The sequence below is a fragment of the Stieleria maiorica genome (assembly GCF_008035925.1).
Lineage (GTDB): Bacteria > Planctomycetota > Planctomycetia > Pirellulales > Pirellulaceae > Stieleria > Stieleria maiorica.
Window position 1 is genome coordinate 6122539 of record NZ_CP036264.1, and the last position, 21126, is coordinate 6143664.

Below are 21126 nucleotides of genomic sequence, written 5' to 3' on the forward strand. Positions count from 1 at the left end.
TTGGCTACTCGTGCGCAGCTACACGTGTGCGGCTACACGTGTGCAGCGGCTCCCCCATCGACGGTGAGGGTCGTCGCTTGAATCAGATCACTGATCGGGCTGGACAAAAACGCGACGGCGTTGGCGACGTCGGACGCTTCCAATTGCCGTTGTCCCATCATCGTCTTGGCCGTTCGGGCGGCAAACATCTTTTCCGCATCCGGAATGCGACGCGTCGAATCGGTTTCGACCAGACCGGATTTGACCACGTTGACGTTGATGCGACGATCCCCCAGTTCCAAGGCCAAGTGTCGCGTGATGCTTTCCAAGGCCGCCTTTGAGCCGCCGATCAAGCCGTACATCGGCAGTGCCAGGTGTGACCCGTGGCTGGAAATCGCGATCACTTTGCCACGGTCGCGCGCGTTTTCCAGCAGCGGCACGGCGGCTTTGACCAGATGGACCAGCGCGAGCACGTTGGTGTTCATCGCCGCGGCGAAGTGTCTGGGGTTGGAGGCCAGCAGCGGGCGGAATCCGCCGGTCGCGGCGTTGCTGACCAGGATGTCCAGTTGCCCGATTTCTTGCTCGATGAATTCGAACATCGACTGCACATCGTCTTCTTCGCTGACGTCGGCGCGGATGATCCAACAGCGTCGCCCCAGCGACTGAATCTCTTTGGCGGTCGCCAACGCTTCATTCTGGGACGTGACATAGTTGACGATCACGTCACACCCCGCTTCGGCCAACGTGATCGCCACCGCGCGACCGATCCCCCGCGAGCTTCCGGTGACGAGGGCGACTTTCTCTTTCAGATCAATCATGATGGATTCTTAGTGTGGTGCTCGGTGTTCTCAACCTTGTAGCAGACATTGGCGGCTGCCCGTTTCACACTGGCTCCCTTCTCCCCCGGCCTTGCGGGGGAGAAGGGCTGGAGATGAGAGGGCCAGCACTGTGATTTGTGTGGACGCTGAGGCCCGACGGACACGCTGCCAACGAGCGAGCTCGTTCGTGCGATCGCGATGATCGCGTCATCGTAAACCCTCAATCGCACGTCCGCCGTGCGTCGGGTTTCGTAGTCAACGGTGCAGCCCTCGGCAGTGACTCGGGCAATCTGAACGTGGCGGGGGCGAAACGGTTCGCCGTCATTGCATGCTTTGAACGCTGCCTCCTTCGCCGCCCATCCCGCGGCGATCGTCCATCGGCGGTTCTCCAATCGGTGACGTTCCGCGGTCGAGAACCAGGCTTGCGCGAAACTGTCGGGCAAGGCGGTGCGATCGATCGCATCGACGCCGATTCGACACCCCTCGGGGGGATCGAGGTCATGATGGTTGTGGCCTACCGCGGCAACCGTGATCGACGCACAGTGGGCGAGCGACAGATCGATCGGTTGCCGGACGTCATTTCGATAGACGACCGGACGGCGACCGCGTCGCGCCGATGCGCGTGAAAGGATCTGCCACTTCAGCGGCGAGTCATCGGCATCGGAGAACATCTCAACGAGCAGTTGTTTCGCGCACCACCGTCCGCCGATCCAGTCCCGGCGTCGATTCGGCGCCCGAAAGCAATCCAGTTCGTCGATCTCGGGCGGTGTCAGCCACGACCGGAGCGTCATCGGCCAAGGGGGAGTGGACGCGGTCGTGCCCCGTCGCGCGGTCACCGTCATCCACGATTCGCTGCAAGAGATCCTCATACGCCGATTCCTATTGCATCGGCGATGTAGTCGAAGACGTCCTGCAAGGTCGGGAAATCGTCCAGCGTTAATGATTCGTCCGGCGTGATCTGAAAGTGCTGTCCGAGTTCGCCGAACAGTTGTGCCTTCTTGATCGAATCGATCCCCAGGTCGGCTTCCATGTCGGCGTCCATCTCGACAAACTCCGGCGGGTACCCGGTCTGTTCGACGATGAAATTGACCAGGTACTCCTGCAAGTCCGTTGTCGTCCAATCCTGTGGCCCGTTCGATTCAGATGGTGATGGAACGCTTGCCTCGATCGGTTGAGATTCGTTTGATATCGGCCGGATCATGCCAGCGTCCGCGATTCCAGCTGGATTTGCGTCCGATGGCATGGGGCTTTTGCCAGACAACACCGATTGCCACTGGGCGATCGGAACGCTCTCGGCTTGGACGGCGTGCAGGTCTTCGGCCAGGGCATCGATCGTCGTGCGGATTTGTTCTTCGCTGTGCCGTGCGGTGATCATGAAACGCAGTCGTGCCGCGTCGTTTTCCACCGCCGGATAAACGATCGGTTGAATGTCGATGCCGCGGTCAAGCAGTCGACGAGACAGCAGCAACGCAGTGTGCGAGTTGCCGACCATGATCGGGACGACCGGCGTGTCGCGGGCCGGACCGGTATCGAGCCCACGCTGTCTGGCCAGTTCCAGTAGCAGCCGGGCGTTATTTTGCAGCTTGGCAACCCGCTGGGGTTGTTGTTGCAGCAGTCGCAGCGACGCCAGGGCGGCGCCGGCACTGCCCGGTGACAGGGCGACCGTGTAAATGAATCCCGGCGTGCTGTACTTCAGGTATTCGATCAGCTCGCGGCTGCCGGCGACAAATCCTCCACCGCTGCCGAACGCTTTGCTGAGCGTTCCGACCCACAAGTCGATTTCGCCGGAATCGAGACCAAAGAACTCGGGGCTGCCGCGGCCGGTGGTTCCCATCGTGCCGATGGCGTGGGCGTCATCGACCAACAGAAACGCGTCGTGTCGCCGTTTGATGTCCAGAAATGCCGGCAGGTCCGGGTGATCGCCGTCCATGCTGTAGGCACCTTCGATGGCGATCAACGTGCGCCCGTACTTGTGCCGGATTTTTTGCAGTTGGCGATCCAAAGCCACGCTGTCGTTGTGCGGAAAACTCAGTCGCTGTGCCCCCGACAGCTCGGCGCCTTGGATGATGCAGTTGTGGGCGAGCGAGTCGTGAATGACCAGATCACCGGGGCCGAACAGATGCCCGATGATCGATTCGTTGGCGGCGTAGCCCGACGAGAAGACCAACGTCGCTTCGACGCCCAAGAACCTGGCCAATTCGTCTTCGAGTTCGCGGTGCAGCGGTTTGCCCGCGATCAGACGGCTGGCGGAAACACTGGTGCCGTAGCGATCGATCGCCTCTTTGGCGGCAGCCGAGACGATCGGGTCACCGGACATGCCCAGGTAGTTCGAACTGCAGAACGTGACGACCTGTTTGCCGTCGACGCGCGTGGTGTCTTGGGTGACGCTTTCGTGTTCGGCGAAATACGGAATCGACAACCCCGCAAAATCGAGCAAGTCTTTCGTGCGGTTGATCCGCTTGGCGTCGGGGATCAGATCGAGGTTTCGATCCGGGCGATCTGCGGTCGTCGTGATTGAATCGCCCGCGCGGCGGTCGTGGGGGGATGGGGTGTTGTGATGGAGCGGTTGGTTGGGTTCCGGCACGTCGGGAAACCGCAGGCTAGCGCCATGCGGCTGATCGGGTGCCCGCACGCTGGCGGCATGCGGCTGATCGGGTGCCCGCAGGCTGGCGTCATGCGGCTGATCGGGTGCCCGCAGGCTGGCGCCATGCGGCTGATCGGGGGCATGCAGGCTGGCGCCGTGCGGCTGATCGGGGGCTGGTGTTCGGCGGCTGGGTTCGACCGGCGGAGCGGATGTAGCGTCCGATGCGGCAAGGTAATCGAAGATATGTTGCAGGGTGGGGAAATCGTCCAGCGTGAGCGTTTCGTCGGGCGTGATCGCGAAGTGTTCGCCGAGCTCGCCGAACATCTGCGCTTTCTTGATCGAATCGATTCCCAGGTCTGCTTCCAGGTCAGCGTCCATCTCGACGAACTCCGGCGGATAACCGGTTTGTTCGACGACAAACCGGTTCAGGAACTCTTTCAGTTGGTCGTCGGACAAACCGGTCGAGACGGAGTCAGTCGGGGCGGCATGGAGGTGGTTGCTGCGAGTCGGGGCGGGCGTTTGTGTCGGCGCAGGCGTGTTTGTCGGGAGGGTCAGGCTCTCTCGGGCGTCGCTGGCCGCAGCGGGAACTTGCGACGGCGATTGGGCAACCTGCGACGGCAATTCCGTCGCGGAGCGTGACTGACGCATCGCCTTGTCCCGCATCGCTTCCTTTCGCCGTCGCGTGGCGTCGACGACCTGGATGCCGTCGACGAGGCTGGAATCGTAGGAGGCCTTGGCGGTCACGGGAGCGGTCACTGGGGCCTTGGGTTTGCTGGGAGCATGCACTTTTGCATCTCGCTGGAGAAGAATGTGATAGGCGGTTTGACGTTCGCAATTGTGGACGGCGGTGACAAGGCGTCCGCTGCGGTCGGCCGCTTCCAGCGGCTGGGGCTGGGGGGCGACATCAAACAACGGGTTGGATTCGATCAACGGCAACGGGCGGGTCAGCCCGAACGTGGCCGTTGTTTTCAAGTGCTCGAGCTCGAGCGTCGACTTGATCAACGCGGCGACCGCCGACGCGGCGCCCAGGTGACCAGTTTGGGTCATCAGGCAATCGAGGGAAATGGGACGTTGCCGGGTGCGCTGGGCGTAGGCATGGTAGATCCCATCGAGTTCTTCGGCGGTCCGCCGCTGGCAGGCGACCGAGGTGGTTTCGATCCGAGCGACGTCGCCCGCGGCGAGCGGCCAGTCCTGGCGGGCGGTCCGCCGGAGCGCATCGTCGACGGCGCGCTGGGAGGCTTCGGATTGGCTGTCGGCGGTGGCGACCCCCACACCTTGGATGATACCCCAAATTTTGCGTTTTTGTTGTTTCGCGTCGGCCAGCCGCATCAACAGCAACGCCCCACAGCCCTCCGCCGGGACGATCCCGCCGGCCGCGGCGTCCAACGGCGATCTTGGCGTCCCCTGGGTGAGCAGACCGGCCAACCCCATCCGCTCCAGAAACGTCGCGCTCAGGTCTTCTTGGCCGCCAACGCAAACCATCATGTCGCAGGCAGCGGTGGCCAATTGGTCGACGCAGCACATCAAGGCGGCCGCCGAGGAGCAGTTGCCGGCGTCAACCGCGACACCCCCGCCCATCAGGTCGAACGATTTGGTGATCCGCGACGCCAGGCTGCTGCTGGTGAAGCTGCCGGTTTCATCCAACAACGCGGGCATCGCCTGGATCAACGCCTGGGCGTACTGTCGGCTAACCTCATCGCACTCTCGGGGGTCACAGCCGAGCCGATCGAGCAGCCCAACAAGACGCCGTTGAAATTCGGGCAATCGCAATCCCATCAGCAATTGGGTTGCAAACTCACCGCCGAACGGCGAACCGACCACCACGCCGATGCGGCTGGTCGACTCGCGGTCCAAACCGGCTTCGCGGAACGCCTGGTCGACCGCATCCAGAATCATGAACTGCAACGGGTTGGCGTTGGCGATCTGCTTGGGCGGAATCTTGTGCGTCCGCCAATCGTATTGAAATCCCTTGACCACCCCCGCAAGATTGTTGACGCAGTGCCAAGGTCTCGGCCCGGAGGGATCCAGGTAGATGTCGGGATTGGTGCGATGCGCGGGAATCGGCCCTTTCGGATCGTCTCCGCTGATCAGCAACTGGGCGAATGCGTCGACGTTCAAGGCGCCCGGCAAAACCGTCCCCCGTCCGATCACGGCGACGGCGTCGGCAGGGGAACGGTCGGTCAATTGAACTTGGCCGACACGTTGCCGATGGCCCTTGGTTTGTACCACGTCGACGCCGGCATGCACTGCCGTTGGGTCGGTGCCGGCGGGGAACTCTTCCAGCACCACGTGGACATTCAATCCGCCGATGCCGAACGCATTGACGGCCGCGCGGCGCGGCGATCCGCCGGCAGGCTCGGGCCAGTGCTCGGCTTGCAAGGGGACGTAGAACGGCAGCGAGTCCCAGTCGATCGACGTGTTCAAGCGATTGACATTGACGGCCGGGGCGATGGTCTGGTGACGCATGCAGAGCACGGCTTTGACCAGCCCGGCCAGCCCCGCGGTCTCCAGCGTGTGGCCGATATTCGCTTTGACGCTGCCGATCGGAATCCGACGGCCGGGCGGCAGTTTTAATGCTTCGGCCAGCGCCACAACTTCGGTGGCGTCACCGAGTTGGGTGGAGGTGGCGTGCGCTTCGATGTATTGCAGGTTCGCTGACTTTAGATCTTCGCCATAGGCACGACCGATGGCCACCATTTGTCCTTGCTTTCGCGGTGCCCACAGGCTCTTGCCCTTGCCGTCAGAGGAGACCCCGATGCCACGAATTACCCCGTGAATCCTGTCTCCGTCGCGGAGTGCTTGCTCGAGTGTTTTGAGAATCACGACGACGTATCCTTCACCGACGACCAAGCCATCGGCATCGTCGTCGAAGGGCCGCGACATCACACTGCTGAGCGACTGGGCCTGGGAAAACATCACCAGGGTTTCGAAGTGACAGACCGACGCTCCGGCGACCATCGCCATGTCGATGCGGCCTTGCTGCAATGCCAACACCGCTTGGTGCAGGGCGCTCAATGACGACGCACAGGCGGAATTGAACGTCATCGCCGGACCGCCCATGGCGAACGTCTGGGCCAGCATCGCGGAGGCCACGTGCGGCCCCAAAGCGGGGCGTCCCTGTTGGTCTCGATGCGGCATTTCCGATCGCACCTGGGAGACGAGTTCGTCGATCACCCCTTGATGATCAACGTCCAACTCTCGAAAGCCCTGCACCTCGCCTAGCAGCCGCGCCGATTGTGCGATGCAGGTTCCGTAGGCCAAGTCGCCGGCTAAGCCGCTGCTGCGGGAGTGTCCCAGGTAGACCCCGCCGGATCGCCGCCGGGCGGGATACAGCTCGACTCCGGCATCGTCCAATGCCTCCGCGGCCACATCGCACAAGTTGCGGTAGGCCGCTTCGGGGCACTCGTGAACCGCGGCGGGAAGCGAATCAAAGTGCCGCCCCCGGGCGCGTTGATTGACCAGGCAACCGATGTCGCAATAGGAACGGTTGGGGATCCCCTGGCGCGGGTCAAAGTACAGGGACCGGTCGAAGCGTGATTCCGGCAGCAGCCCGGCCGTCGCGACGCCATCGCGAATGATCTTCCAATAACCCTGCAAGTCATCGGCCCCGGGCAGGCGGCAGGCCATGCCGACCAGCGCGATCTGCTTGTTTGGCGACGAGGTCTGCATGGGCTCTCGATGGGGCTGCGAGCAATCTTGGCCTCCATAATAATGGGGGGGCAGGTCGCGTCAATCAAAAATGCAGGTGCGCGCCCGCTGGTCACATCTCGCTCCCTGCCGAGTCTGCGACGTTAGAATCACGGGCGAGCGCGCTGGTGTTCAGGCTTTAGCCGCCTCTTGTCGCTGCTTCGCAGCGAGGGGAATCGCCTCATGGCTAAACACCAGCTGTGGTACCGTCTCGTCGAGCCCCTTCCTGCCCCCGCAATGCGTTTGACCCTTTTTCATCGCAGTCTGATCGCGCTGGCATGCATCCTGGTCGCCGCACCACTGGTCGTCGTGGGAGCCGGCCGCAGCTTGGAATCGATGTACAACTCGCCGGTGATGTGGATCCCGCCGGAGAGCGAGGAGCGACGCCAGTTTTTCGACTTCGTCAACGACTTCCGTACGCCCGATGTGATTTTGGTTTCCTGGCAGGGGTGTACGGTCGATGACGAGCGGTTGGATCGGTTTGCTGTGACGCTCGCTCGCGCCGACGGCGGGCACGCCGGTGTCCATTCGGAAGCCCTGTTTGACCGAGTGTTGACCGGCCGGTCGTCTCTCGAGTCGCTTCAGTCGCCGCCGTTGGAACTGAGTCGTCGACAAGCGATCGAGCGACTCCGCGGATCGCTGATCGGCCCCGGCGATGTCAGTTGCGCGATCGCGGTGCTGACGGTCAAGGGGGCGGTCCGCCGCGACGAGGCCATTGCGATGATCCGGTCCGTGTTGCAGGACGAACTCGGACTCTCTGCCCAGCAGTCCCACATCGGGGGGGCGCCGGTGATCGGCAAAGCGATTGACGATGCGAGCGTGCATTCGATGCTTTGGCTTTCGCTTCCGTCGACCGCCGTGATCGTGCTGCTGTGCTGTCTGTTCCTCCGCTCGTGGCGGATGATTTTGCTGGTCTTGGGCGTCGGGTTCTTTGGGGAGCAGCTGGCGATCTCGCTGGTCGACCTGACCGGCAACACCATGAACGCCGTGTTCGTGGTGATGTCGCCGCTGGTGTTCGTCTTGTCCGCGTCGACGGGCATTCATCTGTGCAATTATTACCGCGACGAAGTCGACGCGCGCGGGCGCGCGGGGGCGTCCGAGCGGATGTTGCGCATCGGCTGGAAACCGTGCCTGTTGTCGGCGACGACGACGGCCGCCGGGCTGCTTTCGTTGTTGGTCAGCGAGATCACGGCGGTGCGGCAATTTGCGATGATCTCAGCCGGTTGTGTGTTGCTGACCACCTTGTTGATGTTGCTGACGCTTCCCGGCGTGCTGCAACGTTGGCCGCCTGGAACGCGTGTCCGGTCCGGATGGACGGGGAATTGGCTTTCCCGGTTGGCGTCGGTGGTGAACCGTCGCCGGTCGCTGATTGCCTTCGTCGGCCTGTCGCTCATGACCGTCGCGGCGCTCGGTCTTGGTCGATTGAGAACCACGGTCCAGGTGTTCGATTTGCTGACGGCCGACCATCCGGTCATCCAAGACCATCGCTGGCTGGAATCACAGGTGGTCCCGTTGGTCCCGGTGGAAACGGTCGTGCGATTTGACGCCGCGTCGCCGTTGACGCTGTTTGATCGACTGCGGTTGGTCCGCCAGATCCATGCCTCCGCGGCCAGCCAACCGCCGGCTCGTGGCGCGACGTCGGCGCTGACGTTTCTACCATCGTTGCCGACCTCCAACAGCGTGCGTGCTTCGATGCAGCGGAGTGTGATCGCCGAGCGGTTCCAGAGGGACCGTGTTTCCCTGGCAGAACTAGGGTACTTGCGTGAAACGCCCGAGACGCAATCGTGGCGGATCACCACGCGTGTGCCCGCGTTTGAACAGGTCGACGCTTCGGCCTACCTGTCTGATTTGACCGCCGCCCACGAAGCGGTCATTGATCGGGGATTGGCCCGCCGGGACGATGTCTCAGTGACGGTGACGGGCGTGATGCCGGTCATCGAAGGGGCTCAGCAGATGTTGCTCAAGGATCTGATCGGCAGCTTTTTCACCGCGATGTTGGTCATCGCCGCGGTCATCATCATCGCGCTTCGCAGTATTCGTCTGGGGCTACTTGCCATGATTCCCAACGTGTTCCCGATTTTCGTGCTGTTCGGAGGGATGGGATGGATGGACCGGCCGCTGGATATCGGCGTGATGATGACGGCCAGCGTGGCGTTGGGGATCGCGGTGGATGACACGGTCCATTTCCTGCTTTATTGGCGCCGAGAGCTTTCCGGCGACACCGCACCGGCCGTTGCGGTCGCCAGGACGATGACGCACTGTGGAAACGCGATCACACAAACCACGGTCGTTTGTGGCTTGGGGTTGCTGGTATTCGCGTGGAGCGATTTTGAACCGACGCGTCGATTCGCTTGGATGATGTTCTTGCTGCTGTCGGCGGCGCTGGTTGCCGACCTGGTGTTGTTGCCGGCGCTGCTTTGCGGGCGGCAGGCGAAAACGGGGAAAAGGATGGCAGAATGATGCGGGCCAGAATGATGGTACGATGCAGTCAGGCAGCGGATCTCATGAGAGTTCCGCGGCATCGAAACCGTCAGAATTCCGTGAGCAAAAAGACGGACGTCTTGGAACGCCCCCCTAGGCGTTTCGTCGTGCGACGACGGCGTCGCTGAGGTCTTGCAGCAGGGTCACACTTTCGTCCCAGCCGATGCAGGCATCGGTGATGCTCAATCCCGGCACCAGCTCGCCGTCGGTCAGGCTCTGTTTGCCTTCGAGCAAGTTACTTTCGATCATCACGCCCATGATCCGCAGATCGCCGTCACTGAGCTGGCTGCACACGTCACGACAGACATAGCGTTGGCGTTTGGTGATCTTGCGGCTGTTGGCGTGGCTGCAATCGATCATGATCCGTGCCGGCAGCCCGGCTTGAGTCAACAAGGCGGATGCCTCGTCCACGCTGGCCGCGTCGTAGTTGGTGTGGATGCCGCCACGCATGATGATGTGACAATCGCTGTTACCCGCGGTTGCGAAAATGGCCGACGTGCCCTCTTTGGTCACCGACAGGAAGTGGTGCGGTTGTCGGGCACTGCAAATCGCATCGACGGCGATCTGGACGTTGCCCGAGGTGCCGTTTTTGAACCCGACCGGACAGGACAAGCCGGAGGCGAGTTCGCGATGCCCTTGGCTTTCGGTTGTGCGGGCACCGATCGCTCCCCAGCCCACCAGGTCGGCCACGTACTGCGGGCTGATCAGGTCCAGGAATTCGGTTCCCGTCGGCAGCCCCATCGCATTGATGTCGCGAAGCAGTCCCCGTGCGGTCCGCAGCCCGCGATTGATCTCAAAACTGTCGTCCAGCCCCGGGTCGTTGATCAGTCCTTTCCAGCCGACCGTCGTGCGTGGTTTTTCGAAGTACACCCGCATCACGATCAGCAACTGGTCTTCGTGCTTTTTCTGTTCGACGGCCAGACGCCGCGCGTATTCCAGTGCCGCGTCGGGATCATGGATCGAACAGGGGCCGATCACGACCACCAGGCGATCGTCTTGTTCGGCCAGGATCCGCTGGATACCGGTTCGGGCATTGAACACCGTTTCCGCGATGTTTTCGTCCGCCGGGATCTCCTGCATCAATTCCTGCGGCGGCATCAGTTGCTTGATCGCGCCGATCCGTAAGTCGTCAACGGCGAACGCTTGGGTGTTTTGTGTCATCGAGCGGTTTGCGGGGGGAATTCAGGGTTGTCGCTTACCAAACCGGTTGTCGGTTTGAACCATTGACCATAATTAAAAACATCGGGTTCGGTAGGGACAAATCGGCCGCCGGATGATTGGGAGACGCCCCGATCGAAGGAGACGCGACGAGGAATCGGAGTCGGCCTAGAGGAAGAATTGCACCCCAAGCCGCCGGACCCGTCAACCCCCGGCGCTGGTGCCTGTGCGGCGGCTGATCTCCGTGTGGTCTCGGCCCAGCTGGTCTGCTCGACCTCGACGTAGCTACGCTCGCCAGAGCGTGGTCCCCCCCGGGATCCACCTTCTGGCGAGGGTAGCTAACTTTGCACGACGATCCACTACCAGACGTTGCCCGCGCCGGGATCGTACGATTCGGCGTCAATGAAATCCGTTTCGATTTCATCGGCATAGAAGTTCCCGAACAATTTCAGGTCCGAATCGACTTGAACCATCCCGGCATCGATTGACAGAGCGTCCGTGCTGATCGCGATGGCTTCAAAGTTGATGGTCAGTGTTGTGCCGGAAAACGTGAACACCTGCTCGAACGCGGCCACGCGGTCGGAGACCGATTCGGTGTCGGTGGTTAACATTTCGATCGCATTGGCCTGGTCGGTCAGCTGTTGCCGCAGGGCGTCGATTTGCGATTGTTGCTGGGTGACCAGTTCCGTCAACGCGGCGATTTTTTGCTCCAGCGTGGGTGGTGGTGGTAGCTTGATCTCCGCCGTCGGAACCTTTGTTCCCACCGAATCCAGCCGACGGATCGGTTCCGCAGCCGGAGCGGTCACAACAGCAAACGCGAGCAGCAGGAGTGCGAGAAGGGGGCGTCGTTTCATCGGATCGAATGGGGTGTGGAGGAAAAGTATCATGCGGCGGGCATGCATTGCCGTGGATCCAAGCGGACGTTGGTCGCCATTGTTACCGGCGAATCCGGCGAATCCGGCGCTCTCGGCGAATCGGTATGCCGATGGTTGGTTGTAAATTGACGGGGGAACGCCGGCCGCCTCTGTGGACGGCTAACGTGCCCCTGAGAGACCTTGTTGGCGGCAAACCTTGACGGGGACGTTTCAGGCGACAAGGCTCAGGCAACCACTTCGTTCCTTGACGCGAACCGGCCGGGCGTTTCATGAATGGGTCCACCTCGATCAACAAGATGCGACTGGGCATGGCTGTCCTGGCCGGCACCTGTCTGATCGCGGTGACGGGCTATGTGATCGCCGGTTGGTCGCTGTTGGACGCGGTGTACATGGTGGCGATCACCATCTTTGGCGTCGGCTATGGCGAAGTCCGCCCGGTCGTTGATCCGGGGTTGAAACTGTTTACGCTGGTGGTCGTGGTGGCCGGGTGCAGCAGCGGCATCTATGTCCTGGGCGGATTCGTTCAGATGATTGCCGAGGGGGAGATCCAACGTGCTTTGGGAGCGAGACGAATGAGCCGTGGTATCGAACAGACCCGGGATCATGCCATCATCTGCGGATACGGACGCGTCGGACGCAGTCTGGTCGCCGAGCTGCGCGAGGCCGGCATCGATCTGGTCGTCGTCGACCGCGACAGCGAACGGCTGGCCGAGGCGGAGCGAGACGGCATCCTGGTCGTCTCCGGCGATGCGTCCGAGGAAGATATCTTGCGACGCGCAGGGATCAGCCGTGCCAGCGTGCTCGCCTCGGTGCTGCCCGGTGACGCGGAGAACGTGTTCGTCACGTTGACCGCGCGCGAGCTGAACGAAACGATCCAAATCATCGCGCGTGGGGAATCCGAAGCGACCGAACGCAAGTTGATCCGCAGCGGTGCCGATCGGGTCGTCCTGCCGACGATGATCGGGGCCTCCAAAATCGCACAGCTGATCTCGTGCCCGACGGTCGAGACGCTCGTCAGCGATGCCAAAGCGTTTTCGCGGATGAACCAGGACCTGGAAGCCTTCGGGTTGGGGATGATGGAGATCCCGATCGGCGCCCAGTCGGTGTTGGTCGGTTGCACCATCAAAGACATCGAACTGACCGGCGATGGCGGGAACGTCGTCGTCGCGATCAATCGCGCCGAAGGCGAAGTGATCCGCAACCCGAAAATGGAAGACGTCGTCGGCGCCGGCGACCGGCTGATTGTGCTGTCGCACAAAGAAGATCTTCCCGCCGTCACCCGTCGCGCTGCTCAGAAAACCGAGCAGATGTCGTATCGCGGCAGCAAATATTGAAGACGGGCTGAGCTACAATCCAGCTGTTCTTTACCTCAGGAGTACAGTTATGGATCGTCGTCAGTTTGCCGTCACCTCCGCCTCGCTGTTGGCCGCCGCGTCAGCGCAGTCAGCAACCGCCCAGGATTCGCCTGTGTCATTCCCGGTCGCGGTCATCGGACACACCGGTCGCGGCGACTACGGGCACGGCCTGGACACCGTTTGGAAACGCATTCCGGAAACCCCGATTCTTGCGGTGGCCGATGCGAATGCGAGCGGGCGAGCCAAAGCGCTGAAAAAACTCGCCCTGGACGATCACGCCGGCTACGCCGACTACCGAGAGATGTTGGCCAAGGTGTCACCGTCGATCGTTGCCGTCTGTCCACGTCACGTCGACCAGCACCGTGACATGATCCTGGCGTCGATCGAAGCAGGGGCGAAAGGCATCTACGTGGAAAAGCCCTTTGTCCGAACGCCACGCGAAGCCGACGAGATCTTGGCCGCCTGTGCCAAACACGGTGCGAAAGTGGCCGTCGCGCATCGCAATCGATACCACCCGGTGCTGGACGTGATCGCCGACTTGATCCGGCAGGAACAGATCGGTCGTGTGTTGGAGATCCGCGGCAGGGGCAAAGGTGACCGTCGCGGCGGTGGCGAAGACCTGTGGGTGCTCGGATCACACGTGCTGAACATGATCACCGCCCTGGCCGGAAAACCGCAATCGTGCTCTGCGGTTTTGCTGCAAGACGGTCGCCGGGTGACGAAGCAGGATGTCCGCGAGGGCGCCGAGGGCCTGGGGCCGCTGGCGGGCAATGAACTGCACGCCCGGTTTCTGTTTGATCATGGGGTGACCGTTTATTTCGATTCCATTGCCAACGACGGGACCGCCAATCATGGGTTTGGGTTGCAGATCATCGGCAGCAAGGGGACGATCGCCATCTACGCCGATCGCACTCCCCTGGCGTACCTGGTCCCGGGCAATCCCTTCGAGCGTCATGATTCGCCCTCGCGCTGGTTGCCGATCACCAGCGGTGGCGTCGATGTCCCGGAACCGAACCCGGCATTGATCCACCGCGTTCAGCATCATGACGTCGCAGCGTCGGATCTGATTCAAGCGATCCGAGAAGATCGGGAGCCCCTGTGCAATGCCGCCGAAGCCGCATGGACCGTCGAAATGATCTGCGGCGTGTTCGAATCACACCGCCAGCACGGCGCCGCGGTGACGTTTCCGCTTCAACAGCGGGACCATCCGTTGTTGCGGCTGTGAATGGGGCGCCGAGCGTGTGACCGCGGGGCCGCTCGCTGACCGAGCTGTTGATTTAGCCTGATCAGGGTACCTATGCCAGCCCGACGCGTGAGCGAGGGGCAATGCGGGCCCCTCGCTCACGCTTCGGGCTGGCATTAATGCGCGAGGTACGGTTTGTCGACTAACTCAACAGGCCGTGACGCTTCCCGCTGGCATGGGCTGGCAGGCGCGCCGCGAGGGAATCATAGCGTTTTGTGGCCTTCGCCGGCCGCGATCTTCGCCTCTTCGACGTGGTAAAAACGCTTGCAGTTGGTGCAGAACAGATACCAGGCGAAGTGGTACGCCGCGTTCGCTTTGTGTTTCTTTGGGATGCGTTTTTCCAACGGGTGCCCGCAGGCTCGGCAGGGATCGCCAGACTTTTTGGGCTTACCGACCGACGTCGCAACAGCGTTCGTCGGAGGCGGGGCGACGCGGGCGGTGGCCACGACGGGTTCGGTTTTCCGTTGGGCTTGTTGGGACCGGGGTTGCTGCGATCGGGCCTGTTGTGATCGCGCCTGTTGCGATCGAAATCCGTCGTCGATCGCCAGTGAGGTCGATTGTCGCGCTTCACCGGCCAGCTGATCACAGCGGTCGTTGTCTTTGATCCCCGAATGTCCCTTGATCCAAATCACCTCGATGTCGTGCTTGAGGTATTGTTTGAGAAACCGTTCCCACAGATCGACGGCACGTGATCGTTTTCCTTTCCATTTCGCCGAGGCGCGGCGGAACAACAGTCCGGTGTTGACGGTGTCGACCAGGTAGCGTGAATCGCTATGCAGCCGAACGCGACAGGGGCGCTTGAGTGCTTCGAGCCCGACGACAGCGGCCATCAATTCCATCCGATCGACAGTCGTTTGCTGAAACCCGCCGCTGAGTTCTTTGTGGTGGTCGCCGAATCGCAGCACGACGCCGTAGCCCCCCTTTCCGCCTTCCTTTTCCGCACCGCCATCGGTAAAGATCGACACGCGGCCGGTCGGGTCGCTGTCGTTGTTTTGGGGCAGGTAGATGAGTTCCAGTTCGGGGGACCGCGCGAACGAGTAAAGCAACTCGCGGCGGATCTCGATCGCATCCATGCCGCGGCCGACTTCAAACGGCAAAAAGGCCAACGAATGAAATCCGCGCCGCAGCGTTTCGTCCAGAATGGCCTTGGAGAGCGTCTTGAAGTCTCGGGTCCGCAGCTCGCTCTGGGGATGGACCCGCGAGGGGGCCAGGAACAGGGCCGTGGGACGCTCGGTCGTCGGCGGCACGACCAAGACCTCGCCCGGACGAATGTCGCCGGAATCGAAAAAATGCTGGTAGGCCGGCATCAGATCCGCGAATGCCGCCGCACACCGACGCATCGCCTCGGTCGGTTCCCCGGCGATGCAATGGATGTCCACCACCAACGCGTCCGTCGGCAGTTGCGTCAATGCAGTGCTGGAGAATCGGAGCATCGGCGAGGGCGGACGTGGAAGACGTCGGCAACAAAGTGATCGGGGAAAAGAAGAGACGTGTATTGTTCGGCGCCGGCGAGGCGATGTCCAGGCGGATCGGATTGATGGGGCCGCGGATGTGGCAGAAAGTTCGCCGGCAGGGCGTCGAGAGGATCGTGGTTCGCTTGCCGCCGTGGATCTGGTTATGTTGTAGTGCCAAGCCGCGGGGAATGAATCAATACGCTCGAATCGACCATGCACGTTCTATTCGTCCATCAGAACTTTCCCGCCCAATTCGGTCAAATCGCGAACCATTTGGTGCAGCGGCACGGCTGGCAATGCACGTTCGCATCGCGGCACGGAGGCGAAATCGAAGGCATCGGCCGGGTGCTGTACGAGCCGCAGAGCGGGGCTCGTGCGGAGACGAATTATTGCAGTCGGACCTTCGAGAATCAGGTCTGGGATTCGACGGCCCTGTATGACGCGCTGCGCCGCCGCCCCGATGTTAAACCCGATCTGATTGTCGGGCACAGCGGAATGGTGTCCACACTGTACCTGCGTGAGCTGTATGACGTGCCGATCATCAACTACTTTGAATTCTTCTATCGCACGCACAACAGTGACATCGACTTTCGAGTGGATCTTCCGCCCTGCGACACACGCACGCTGCTGAGGGCGCGCACGCGAAATGCGATGCTGTTGCTGGACCTGGAAAACTGTGACGCCGGATATGCGCCCACCGCGTTTCAAAAGGCTCAATTGCCGGCGGAGTTTCAGCCCAAGGTGCGAACGATCTTTGACGGGATCGATACAGATTTCTGGAAACCTGTGGAAAATCCGTCACGGCGGATCGGCGGGGTCGAGATTCCGCCGGACCATCACGTGTTGACCTACGTCAGTCGCGGTATGGAGTCGATGCGTGGGTTCGACATCATGATGCGAATCGCCGACCGAGTGTGCCAGACGCGATCGGATGTGACCGTGCTGGTCGTCGGCGAGGACCGCATCGCCTACGGGGGAGACGCCAGATTCACCGGCGGCAAGACATTCAAACAATGGTTTCTCGACCGGCATGCGATCGACCTGTCACGCATTCATTTCCTCGGGCGTGTTCGTCCGTCCGATCTGGTGCAGGTGTTTTCCCTCTCGGATGTTCATTTGTACCTGACGGTGCCGTTTACATTGAGCTGGTCGTTGCTCAACGCGATGAGTTGTGGGGCGCTGGCGATCGGTAGCGAGACGGCACCGGTCCAAGAGTTGATCGAGGAGGGGAAGAACGGACTGTTGGTCGACTTTTTCGCGATCGACCGCTGGGTGGAACGTGTGCTGGAAGTGCTGGAGGATCCGTCCGCATTTGATCCGCTGCGCCGAGCGGCTCGGCAAACCATTTTGGATTCCTACACGTTACCCAGGTGTTTGGACAAGATGCTGGATCTCTATCGCCAGGTTGGGGTGGGCGTCGACGCGAACCCGGGTGCGCGCCCATGATTCTCTTGCTCGGTGGCAGCGGGTACGTGGGATCGGTGTTTGCCAAAGGATTGACGCAGCGGGGCATGGCTTACCGCGTGGTGTCGCGGCGACAGTGCGACTACACGCGGCGCGATCAGCTGGTCGCATTGATTGATGACACCCGACCGTCGTTTTTGATCAATGCCGCCGGCTACACGGGCAAGCCGAATGTGGAAGCCTGCGAACAGCACAAGGCGGAATGTTTGCTCGGAAACGCCGTCCTTCCGGGAATCGTCCGCGAGGCCTGCCAGATCCGAGGGCTCCCGTGGGGGCACGTCTCGTCGGGATGCATTTACAACGGCGTGCGCGCTGACGAATCCGGTTTTTGCGAAACCGATCCGCCCAACTTTTGCTTTCGCGGGCCGCCGTGCAGTTTTTATTCTGGCAGCAAGGCACTCGGTGAGGAACGTCTGGCCGGTGCGGAGGACGTGTTCGTGTGGCGGTTGCGAATCCCGTTCAGCCACCGCGACGGCCCACGCAACTACCTGTCAAAGTTGATGCGGTACGATCGCTTGCTCGACGTGACCAACTCGCTTGCCGATATCGATGAATTCGTCGACGCGTGTTTGCATTGCTGGCTCGATCGCGTCCCCTTCGGAATCTACAACATCGTCAACTCTGGCAGCGTCTCGACCCGCGACGTCGTCGATCTGATCCGCCAGCGACGAATCACCGATCGGCGATTTTGTTTCTTTCGTGACGAAGCCGAGTTCATGGAGGCGACGACGGGTGTCCCGCGGTCCAGTTGCGTGCTGGACAACTCAAAACTGGTGGCGACCGGTTTTCCGATGCGAGAGGTTGGCCAGGCGATCGATGCGGCGCTGGAACGCTGGCAGCCGGCCGCCTAACTGGACCGCGTCACTTTGACGTGGCAACGCTCGTCAGAGCGTGGAACCCCCGGCATTCACCTTCTGGCGAAGGTAGCGACGATTGACCGTTGTAAATCGCCTGTCGATCAGTATCCCCACTCTTCCGCAGGTCCCGCTCCCCAGGGCGTGATGGTGACGCAATTCTGCACCGTGTGGACACCACCGGCGGACCACGCCGTCCGCTCGACTTCCGCAAGTTCGCTCAGGGAGTGGACGTCGCCGGTGATGGTCACGGTCGAATCTTCGACTTCCACCGTCAAGGCTCGGGCGTTCAGCATGGCGCTGCGGCGGAAGGCCGATTCGATAGTTTCTTTGATCCCGCTGGTCGCTTGAGGCGGGGCGACACCAACATCATTGGTGATCCGCTGAACGCCACGGAGGTGTCGCAGGACACGATCGACGGCTGCTTTTTGGTAGCGATGCTCGACCGCCCCGGAGACCTTGATCCAGCCGTCTTCGACGGACAGTCGGAGCCCCGATTCGGGCACTTCGCTGTCCCACTGCAGGGCATGAACCGCCGCGGCGGCGATCTCCGCGTCATCGCGAACCTGCGTGTCCGACGGCCGCACTTCGATTTCGTTGGCAACCGCCCGCACGCCGTGGACCCGTTTGGCGACTTCTTCGGCGGTATGTTTCAACGAGTACACCGGGACGTGACCGGTCAACGTCACCACTGAGTCCCGTGCGGTCACACCGATCTGTGCGGCATCGACACTCGGTTCCCATTCCAGTTCGTCCAACACGTCACGCTGCAGATGCGCGTCCGTTTTCACTTCGATGGTCTTTTTCATGGCACGTTCCTCTCGTTCGGGCAATGAATCTTCGCAAGCCACTGACGCAACGAAATGTCCGGGAGTGGGACTTTCGTATCCTGAATCGGCATAGCGATGATCAACACGCTGATCGGCAGACTGAAACGCCGCAAGTCGTGTGCCAACCGCAATCGTCGTCGAGCATTTCGACGCTGCGGAGCAGGATCTCTGACCTAACCGTCGAGGCCGTTGCTGTGTGGCGGTTCTGATTGCAGCAGGTTCGCCAACGCATCGAGTCGGTGCTGAGATTCGTTGGTCCTACGATCAAAATCGTTTAAATAACGATATTCATCAAGAAGCACGTCACGGAATTGAGGCTCCCAGCGCCGGATCAACAGCGGCCCAAACAGCAGTGCTGCGTCGCGGTCGACCGATGCGTAGGCCGGGTCGGGGCAGGCATGGTTGCGTTGAAACCGCAGGATCTGGTAGCGGAGGCGTCCGATCACCAATTGCTCGTCGACCAGATGATACCCGCTACCCAGGGCCCACCGTCGGACCGCCTCGGGACATCGATTGGGTTGCAAGACCAGGTCCGGCGGAACCCGGTCGGGATACGATTGCAGGATTCGTGCGATCAGTTCCCCGCCCATGCCGCAGATGCTCAAGCTGTCCGCTTCACCCGGATTCAAACCGGCCAGTCCGTCGGCCAGGCGAACGTCGGCGTTTAATCCGGTCAGCGTCGACCGCGAATTCTCAAAGGGACGTTGATTCACTTCGATCGCGATGCCCCGCTGGATCCGTCCCGCGGTGAGCAACGCTTTGATCAGATGCCCGTGGTCGGATCCGATGTCGGCGTGCACTGAGCTGCGAATCTGCACCGCCACCGCTTTCAGACGGTCATCCAATTTCGGCATCGCGTCACTTTCCGCTCTGCTGGTCGGCGGGAATCACGGTGATCGAATTCGACTGGACAGGATTCCAATTGACGGAGCGGCCCTTTTGCTGCGCGGCTAGCCAATTCAGTGCGGCCTGATGAACGATTTCGTGTCCGCCATCAAAGATCGTCAGTCGCGTTGTTCCAGCAGTTCGCCGGAAAATCGGAGCATGGTCGCCGTACAACGGATCCGGCATCGCCTCGTTGATCGGGCGGAGCGATTCGGGCACGGAGCGTGTTTGATACATCGCGTCGATCGCGTCAACGGTGATCCTGGCCTCGGCTAGAACGGCGGCATTGAAGGCGTGCATCGAATGCGTGAAAGGCACGCTGCCCTCGCGTCCATCATGGATGCCGTGGTTCAAGTCCAGCGGAGGAAGACGTTTCGCTTTGCCGATCCAGTTCAACGGAGATCGATGCCAGGCGGCATCGCGAGACTCCTCGGAAACATCCGGTGCGCTACCGAGCACGGATTCGATCATCGTGGCGTAGCGATCAAACGGTGTACCCTTGCATTGGCTGTGCCAAGCCGCGATATCCGAGATGCCGCACCAGGCCGACACCCCCGCCCACAGCTCCGGCTCACGTGCCGCCATCAGCATCGATGCGTGGCCGCCACCAGAAACACCGACACAATAGATTCGGCTGGCGTCGATCGATGTCTCGGATTGAGCGAATTTGACAGCGCTGCGGATATCGGCGACGACAAGGTCCGACCCCATCGCCGGCGGCGTTTTATTGATGCCGCGAAAATTGGGATGGATGAAGGCCCAGCCGGCTTGCTGGCACCATTTCGCATACTGAGCTTCACCGCCAGCTTGACGGTAGTCACTGGACCAAGTGTGCAATGCGACCAGCAGAGGGACCGGCTGATCGGACCGGGGAGTCCAAATCAACGTCGGCTGCATCGAATCATCGCCATCGGATCGATAGGTCGTTTCGCGGACCCCCTCGGGATATCCCGGGACCTGCGCGGCGGCGTGCAAACCAAAAGGAACCATCGCGACGGCGATCAGGATGGCAGCGTATTTCGAAATCAACATTGAAACGGTGGGGCTCCGGGCCGTGTAAACTGCAGGTCACGCCATGATGTCGGCTTGCGATTGCCGCCAGAATCACTTTTAAGTTCAAGGTTTGGATATGCTACACCGTCCAGCCCGATTCATGTCCCTGGCATTGATTTTTCTGGGCTCGATTTCGTTTGCAAACGATCCGATCGACGTCTGGCCCGGACCGGAGGAAAGCCACGCGAAAACGCAAGGCGGCCAAGCCGCAAAGAGGTCAGGTTGAATCGAGTCTTGACCCAAAAGCCATTTGCACGCGCGGCTTCGAGTCTTTCTTCTTTCCTGCCCATCCTTTGCGCCGTTGCGTGAGACCTGCTCCCGTGCCATCCATCCGGAGAGTGCCTGTTTCGCGGTTTTGGTTTCGGGGCACTCACCGGCGGTCGTCGGGGCTAGAATGAAACGCAGC

The 21126-nt window shown here is 61.4% G+C and carries 14 protein-coding genes; 5 read left to right on the top strand and 9 right to left on the bottom strand.

Going from position 1 to position 21126, the window contains the following annotated elements; translation table 11 throughout:
- Positions 1-32 precede the first annotated feature (32 nt).
- From Mal15_RS20850 to Mal15_RS20860, 3 genes are read right to left on the bottom strand one after another with little or no spacing between them, the layout of a single operon-like run.
- The gene (locus tag Mal15_RS20850; RefSeq protein ID WP_147869531.1) at positions 33-797 is read right to left on the bottom strand and encodes an SDR family oxidoreductase; all 765 of its coding nucleotides are present in this window, start codon (positions 795-797) and stop codon (positions 33-35) included.
- Positions 794-1666: a 4'-phosphopantetheinyl transferase superfamily protein gene (locus tag Mal15_RS20855; protein WP_147869532.1), complete on the bottom strand. Its 873-nt coding sequence runs from the start codon at positions 1664-1666 to the stop codon at positions 794-796. The genes Mal15_RS20850 and Mal15_RS20855 overlap by 4 nt, the downstream gene beginning before the upstream one ends.
- The gene (locus Mal15_RS20860) at positions 1663-7050 is read right to left on the bottom strand and encodes an aminotransferase class I/II-fold pyridoxal phosphate-dependent enzyme (RefSeq protein ID WP_147869533.1); all 5388 of its coding nucleotides are present in this window, start codon (positions 7048-7050) and stop codon (positions 1663-1665) included. The genes Mal15_RS20855 and Mal15_RS20860 overlap by 4 nt, the downstream gene beginning before the upstream one ends.
- Before the next feature lie 255 nt (positions 7051-7305).
- Here Mal15_RS20860 and Mal15_RS20865 point away from each other — a divergent pair, with 255 nt between their 5' ends.
- Complete coding sequence (locus Mal15_RS20865; RefSeq protein ID WP_167546946.1) at positions 7306-9528, top strand: efflux RND transporter permease subunit; 2223 nt, start codon at positions 7306-7308, stop codon at positions 9526-9528.
- A gap of 114 nt (positions 9529-9642) precedes the next feature.
- Here the strand turns inward: Mal15_RS20865 and Mal15_RS20870 are convergent, their stop codons facing one another.
- Both Mal15_RS20870 and Mal15_RS20875 read right to left on the bottom strand, forming a co-directional pair.
- A complete protein-coding gene (locus Mal15_RS20870) occupies positions 9643-10710 on the bottom strand; it encodes a 3-deoxy-7-phosphoheptulonate synthase (protein WP_147869535.1) in 1068 nt (355 codons plus the stop codon).
- Between the two features lie 356 nt (positions 10711-11066).
- Positions 11067-11561, bottom strand: a complete 495-nt coding sequence (locus Mal15_RS20875; RefSeq protein ID WP_147869536.1) for a hypothetical protein — start codon at positions 11559-11561, stop codon at positions 11067-11069.
- A gap of 290 nt (positions 11562-11851) precedes the next feature.
- On the opposite strand from Mal15_RS20875, the gene Mal15_RS20880 reads away from it, so the two are divergent.
- Positions 11852-12916, top strand: a complete 1065-nt coding sequence (locus Mal15_RS20880) for a potassium channel family protein (protein WP_147869537.1) — start codon at positions 11852-11854, stop codon at positions 12914-12916.
- A gap of 49 nt (positions 12917-12965) precedes the next feature.
- Positions 12966-14162, top strand: a complete 1197-nt coding sequence (locus Mal15_RS20885; RefSeq protein ID WP_147869538.1) for a Gfo/Idh/MocA family protein — start codon at positions 12966-12968, stop codon at positions 14160-14162.
- Positions 14163-14383: 221 nt separating this feature from the next.
- Here the strand turns inward: Mal15_RS20885 and Mal15_RS20890 are convergent, their stop codons facing one another.
- Entirely contained in the window at positions 14384-15613 is a 1230-nt protein-coding gene (locus Mal15_RS20890; RefSeq protein ID WP_199773703.1) for an RNase H family protein, read from the bottom strand.
- Between the two features lie 234 nt (positions 15614-15847).
- Between Mal15_RS20890 and Mal15_RS20895 the strand changes: the two genes are divergently transcribed.
- Positions 15848-17080 carry a glycosyltransferase gene (locus tag Mal15_RS20895; protein ID WP_147869539.1) on the top strand — a complete coding sequence of 411 codons (1233 nt, stop codon included), beginning with the start codon at positions 15848-15850 and terminating at the stop codon, positions 17078-17080.
- On the top strand, positions 17077-17949 hold the full coding sequence (locus tag Mal15_RS20900; RefSeq protein WP_147869540.1) for a sugar nucleotide-binding protein: 873 nt from the start codon (positions 17077-17079) through the stop codon (positions 17947-17949). The genes Mal15_RS20895 and Mal15_RS20900 overlap by 4 nt, the downstream gene beginning before the upstream one ends.
- Before the next feature lie 107 nt (positions 17950-18056).
- On the opposite strand, the gene Mal15_RS20905 is transcribed toward Mal15_RS20900, so the two are convergent.
- From Mal15_RS20905 to Mal15_RS20915, 3 genes are all read right to left on the bottom strand, one after another.
- The gene (locus Mal15_RS20905) at positions 18057-18761 is read right to left on the bottom strand and encodes a BON domain-containing protein (RefSeq protein WP_147869541.1); all 705 of its coding nucleotides are present in this window, start codon (positions 18759-18761) and stop codon (positions 18057-18059) included.
- Positions 18762-18955: 194 nt separating this feature from the next.
- Positions 18956-19636 (bottom strand): tRNA (adenine(22)-N(1))-methyltransferase, encoded by a 681-nt coding sequence (locus Mal15_RS20910; RefSeq protein ID WP_147869542.1) that lies wholly within the window; start codon positions 19634-19636, stop codon positions 18956-18958.
- 4 nt (positions 19637-19640) lie between these two features.
- On the bottom strand, positions 19641-20699 hold the full coding sequence (locus Mal15_RS20915) for an alpha/beta hydrolase family protein (RefSeq protein WP_147869543.1): 1059 nt from the start codon (positions 20697-20699) through the stop codon (positions 19641-19643).
- Positions 20700-21126: the final 427 nt, after the last annotated feature.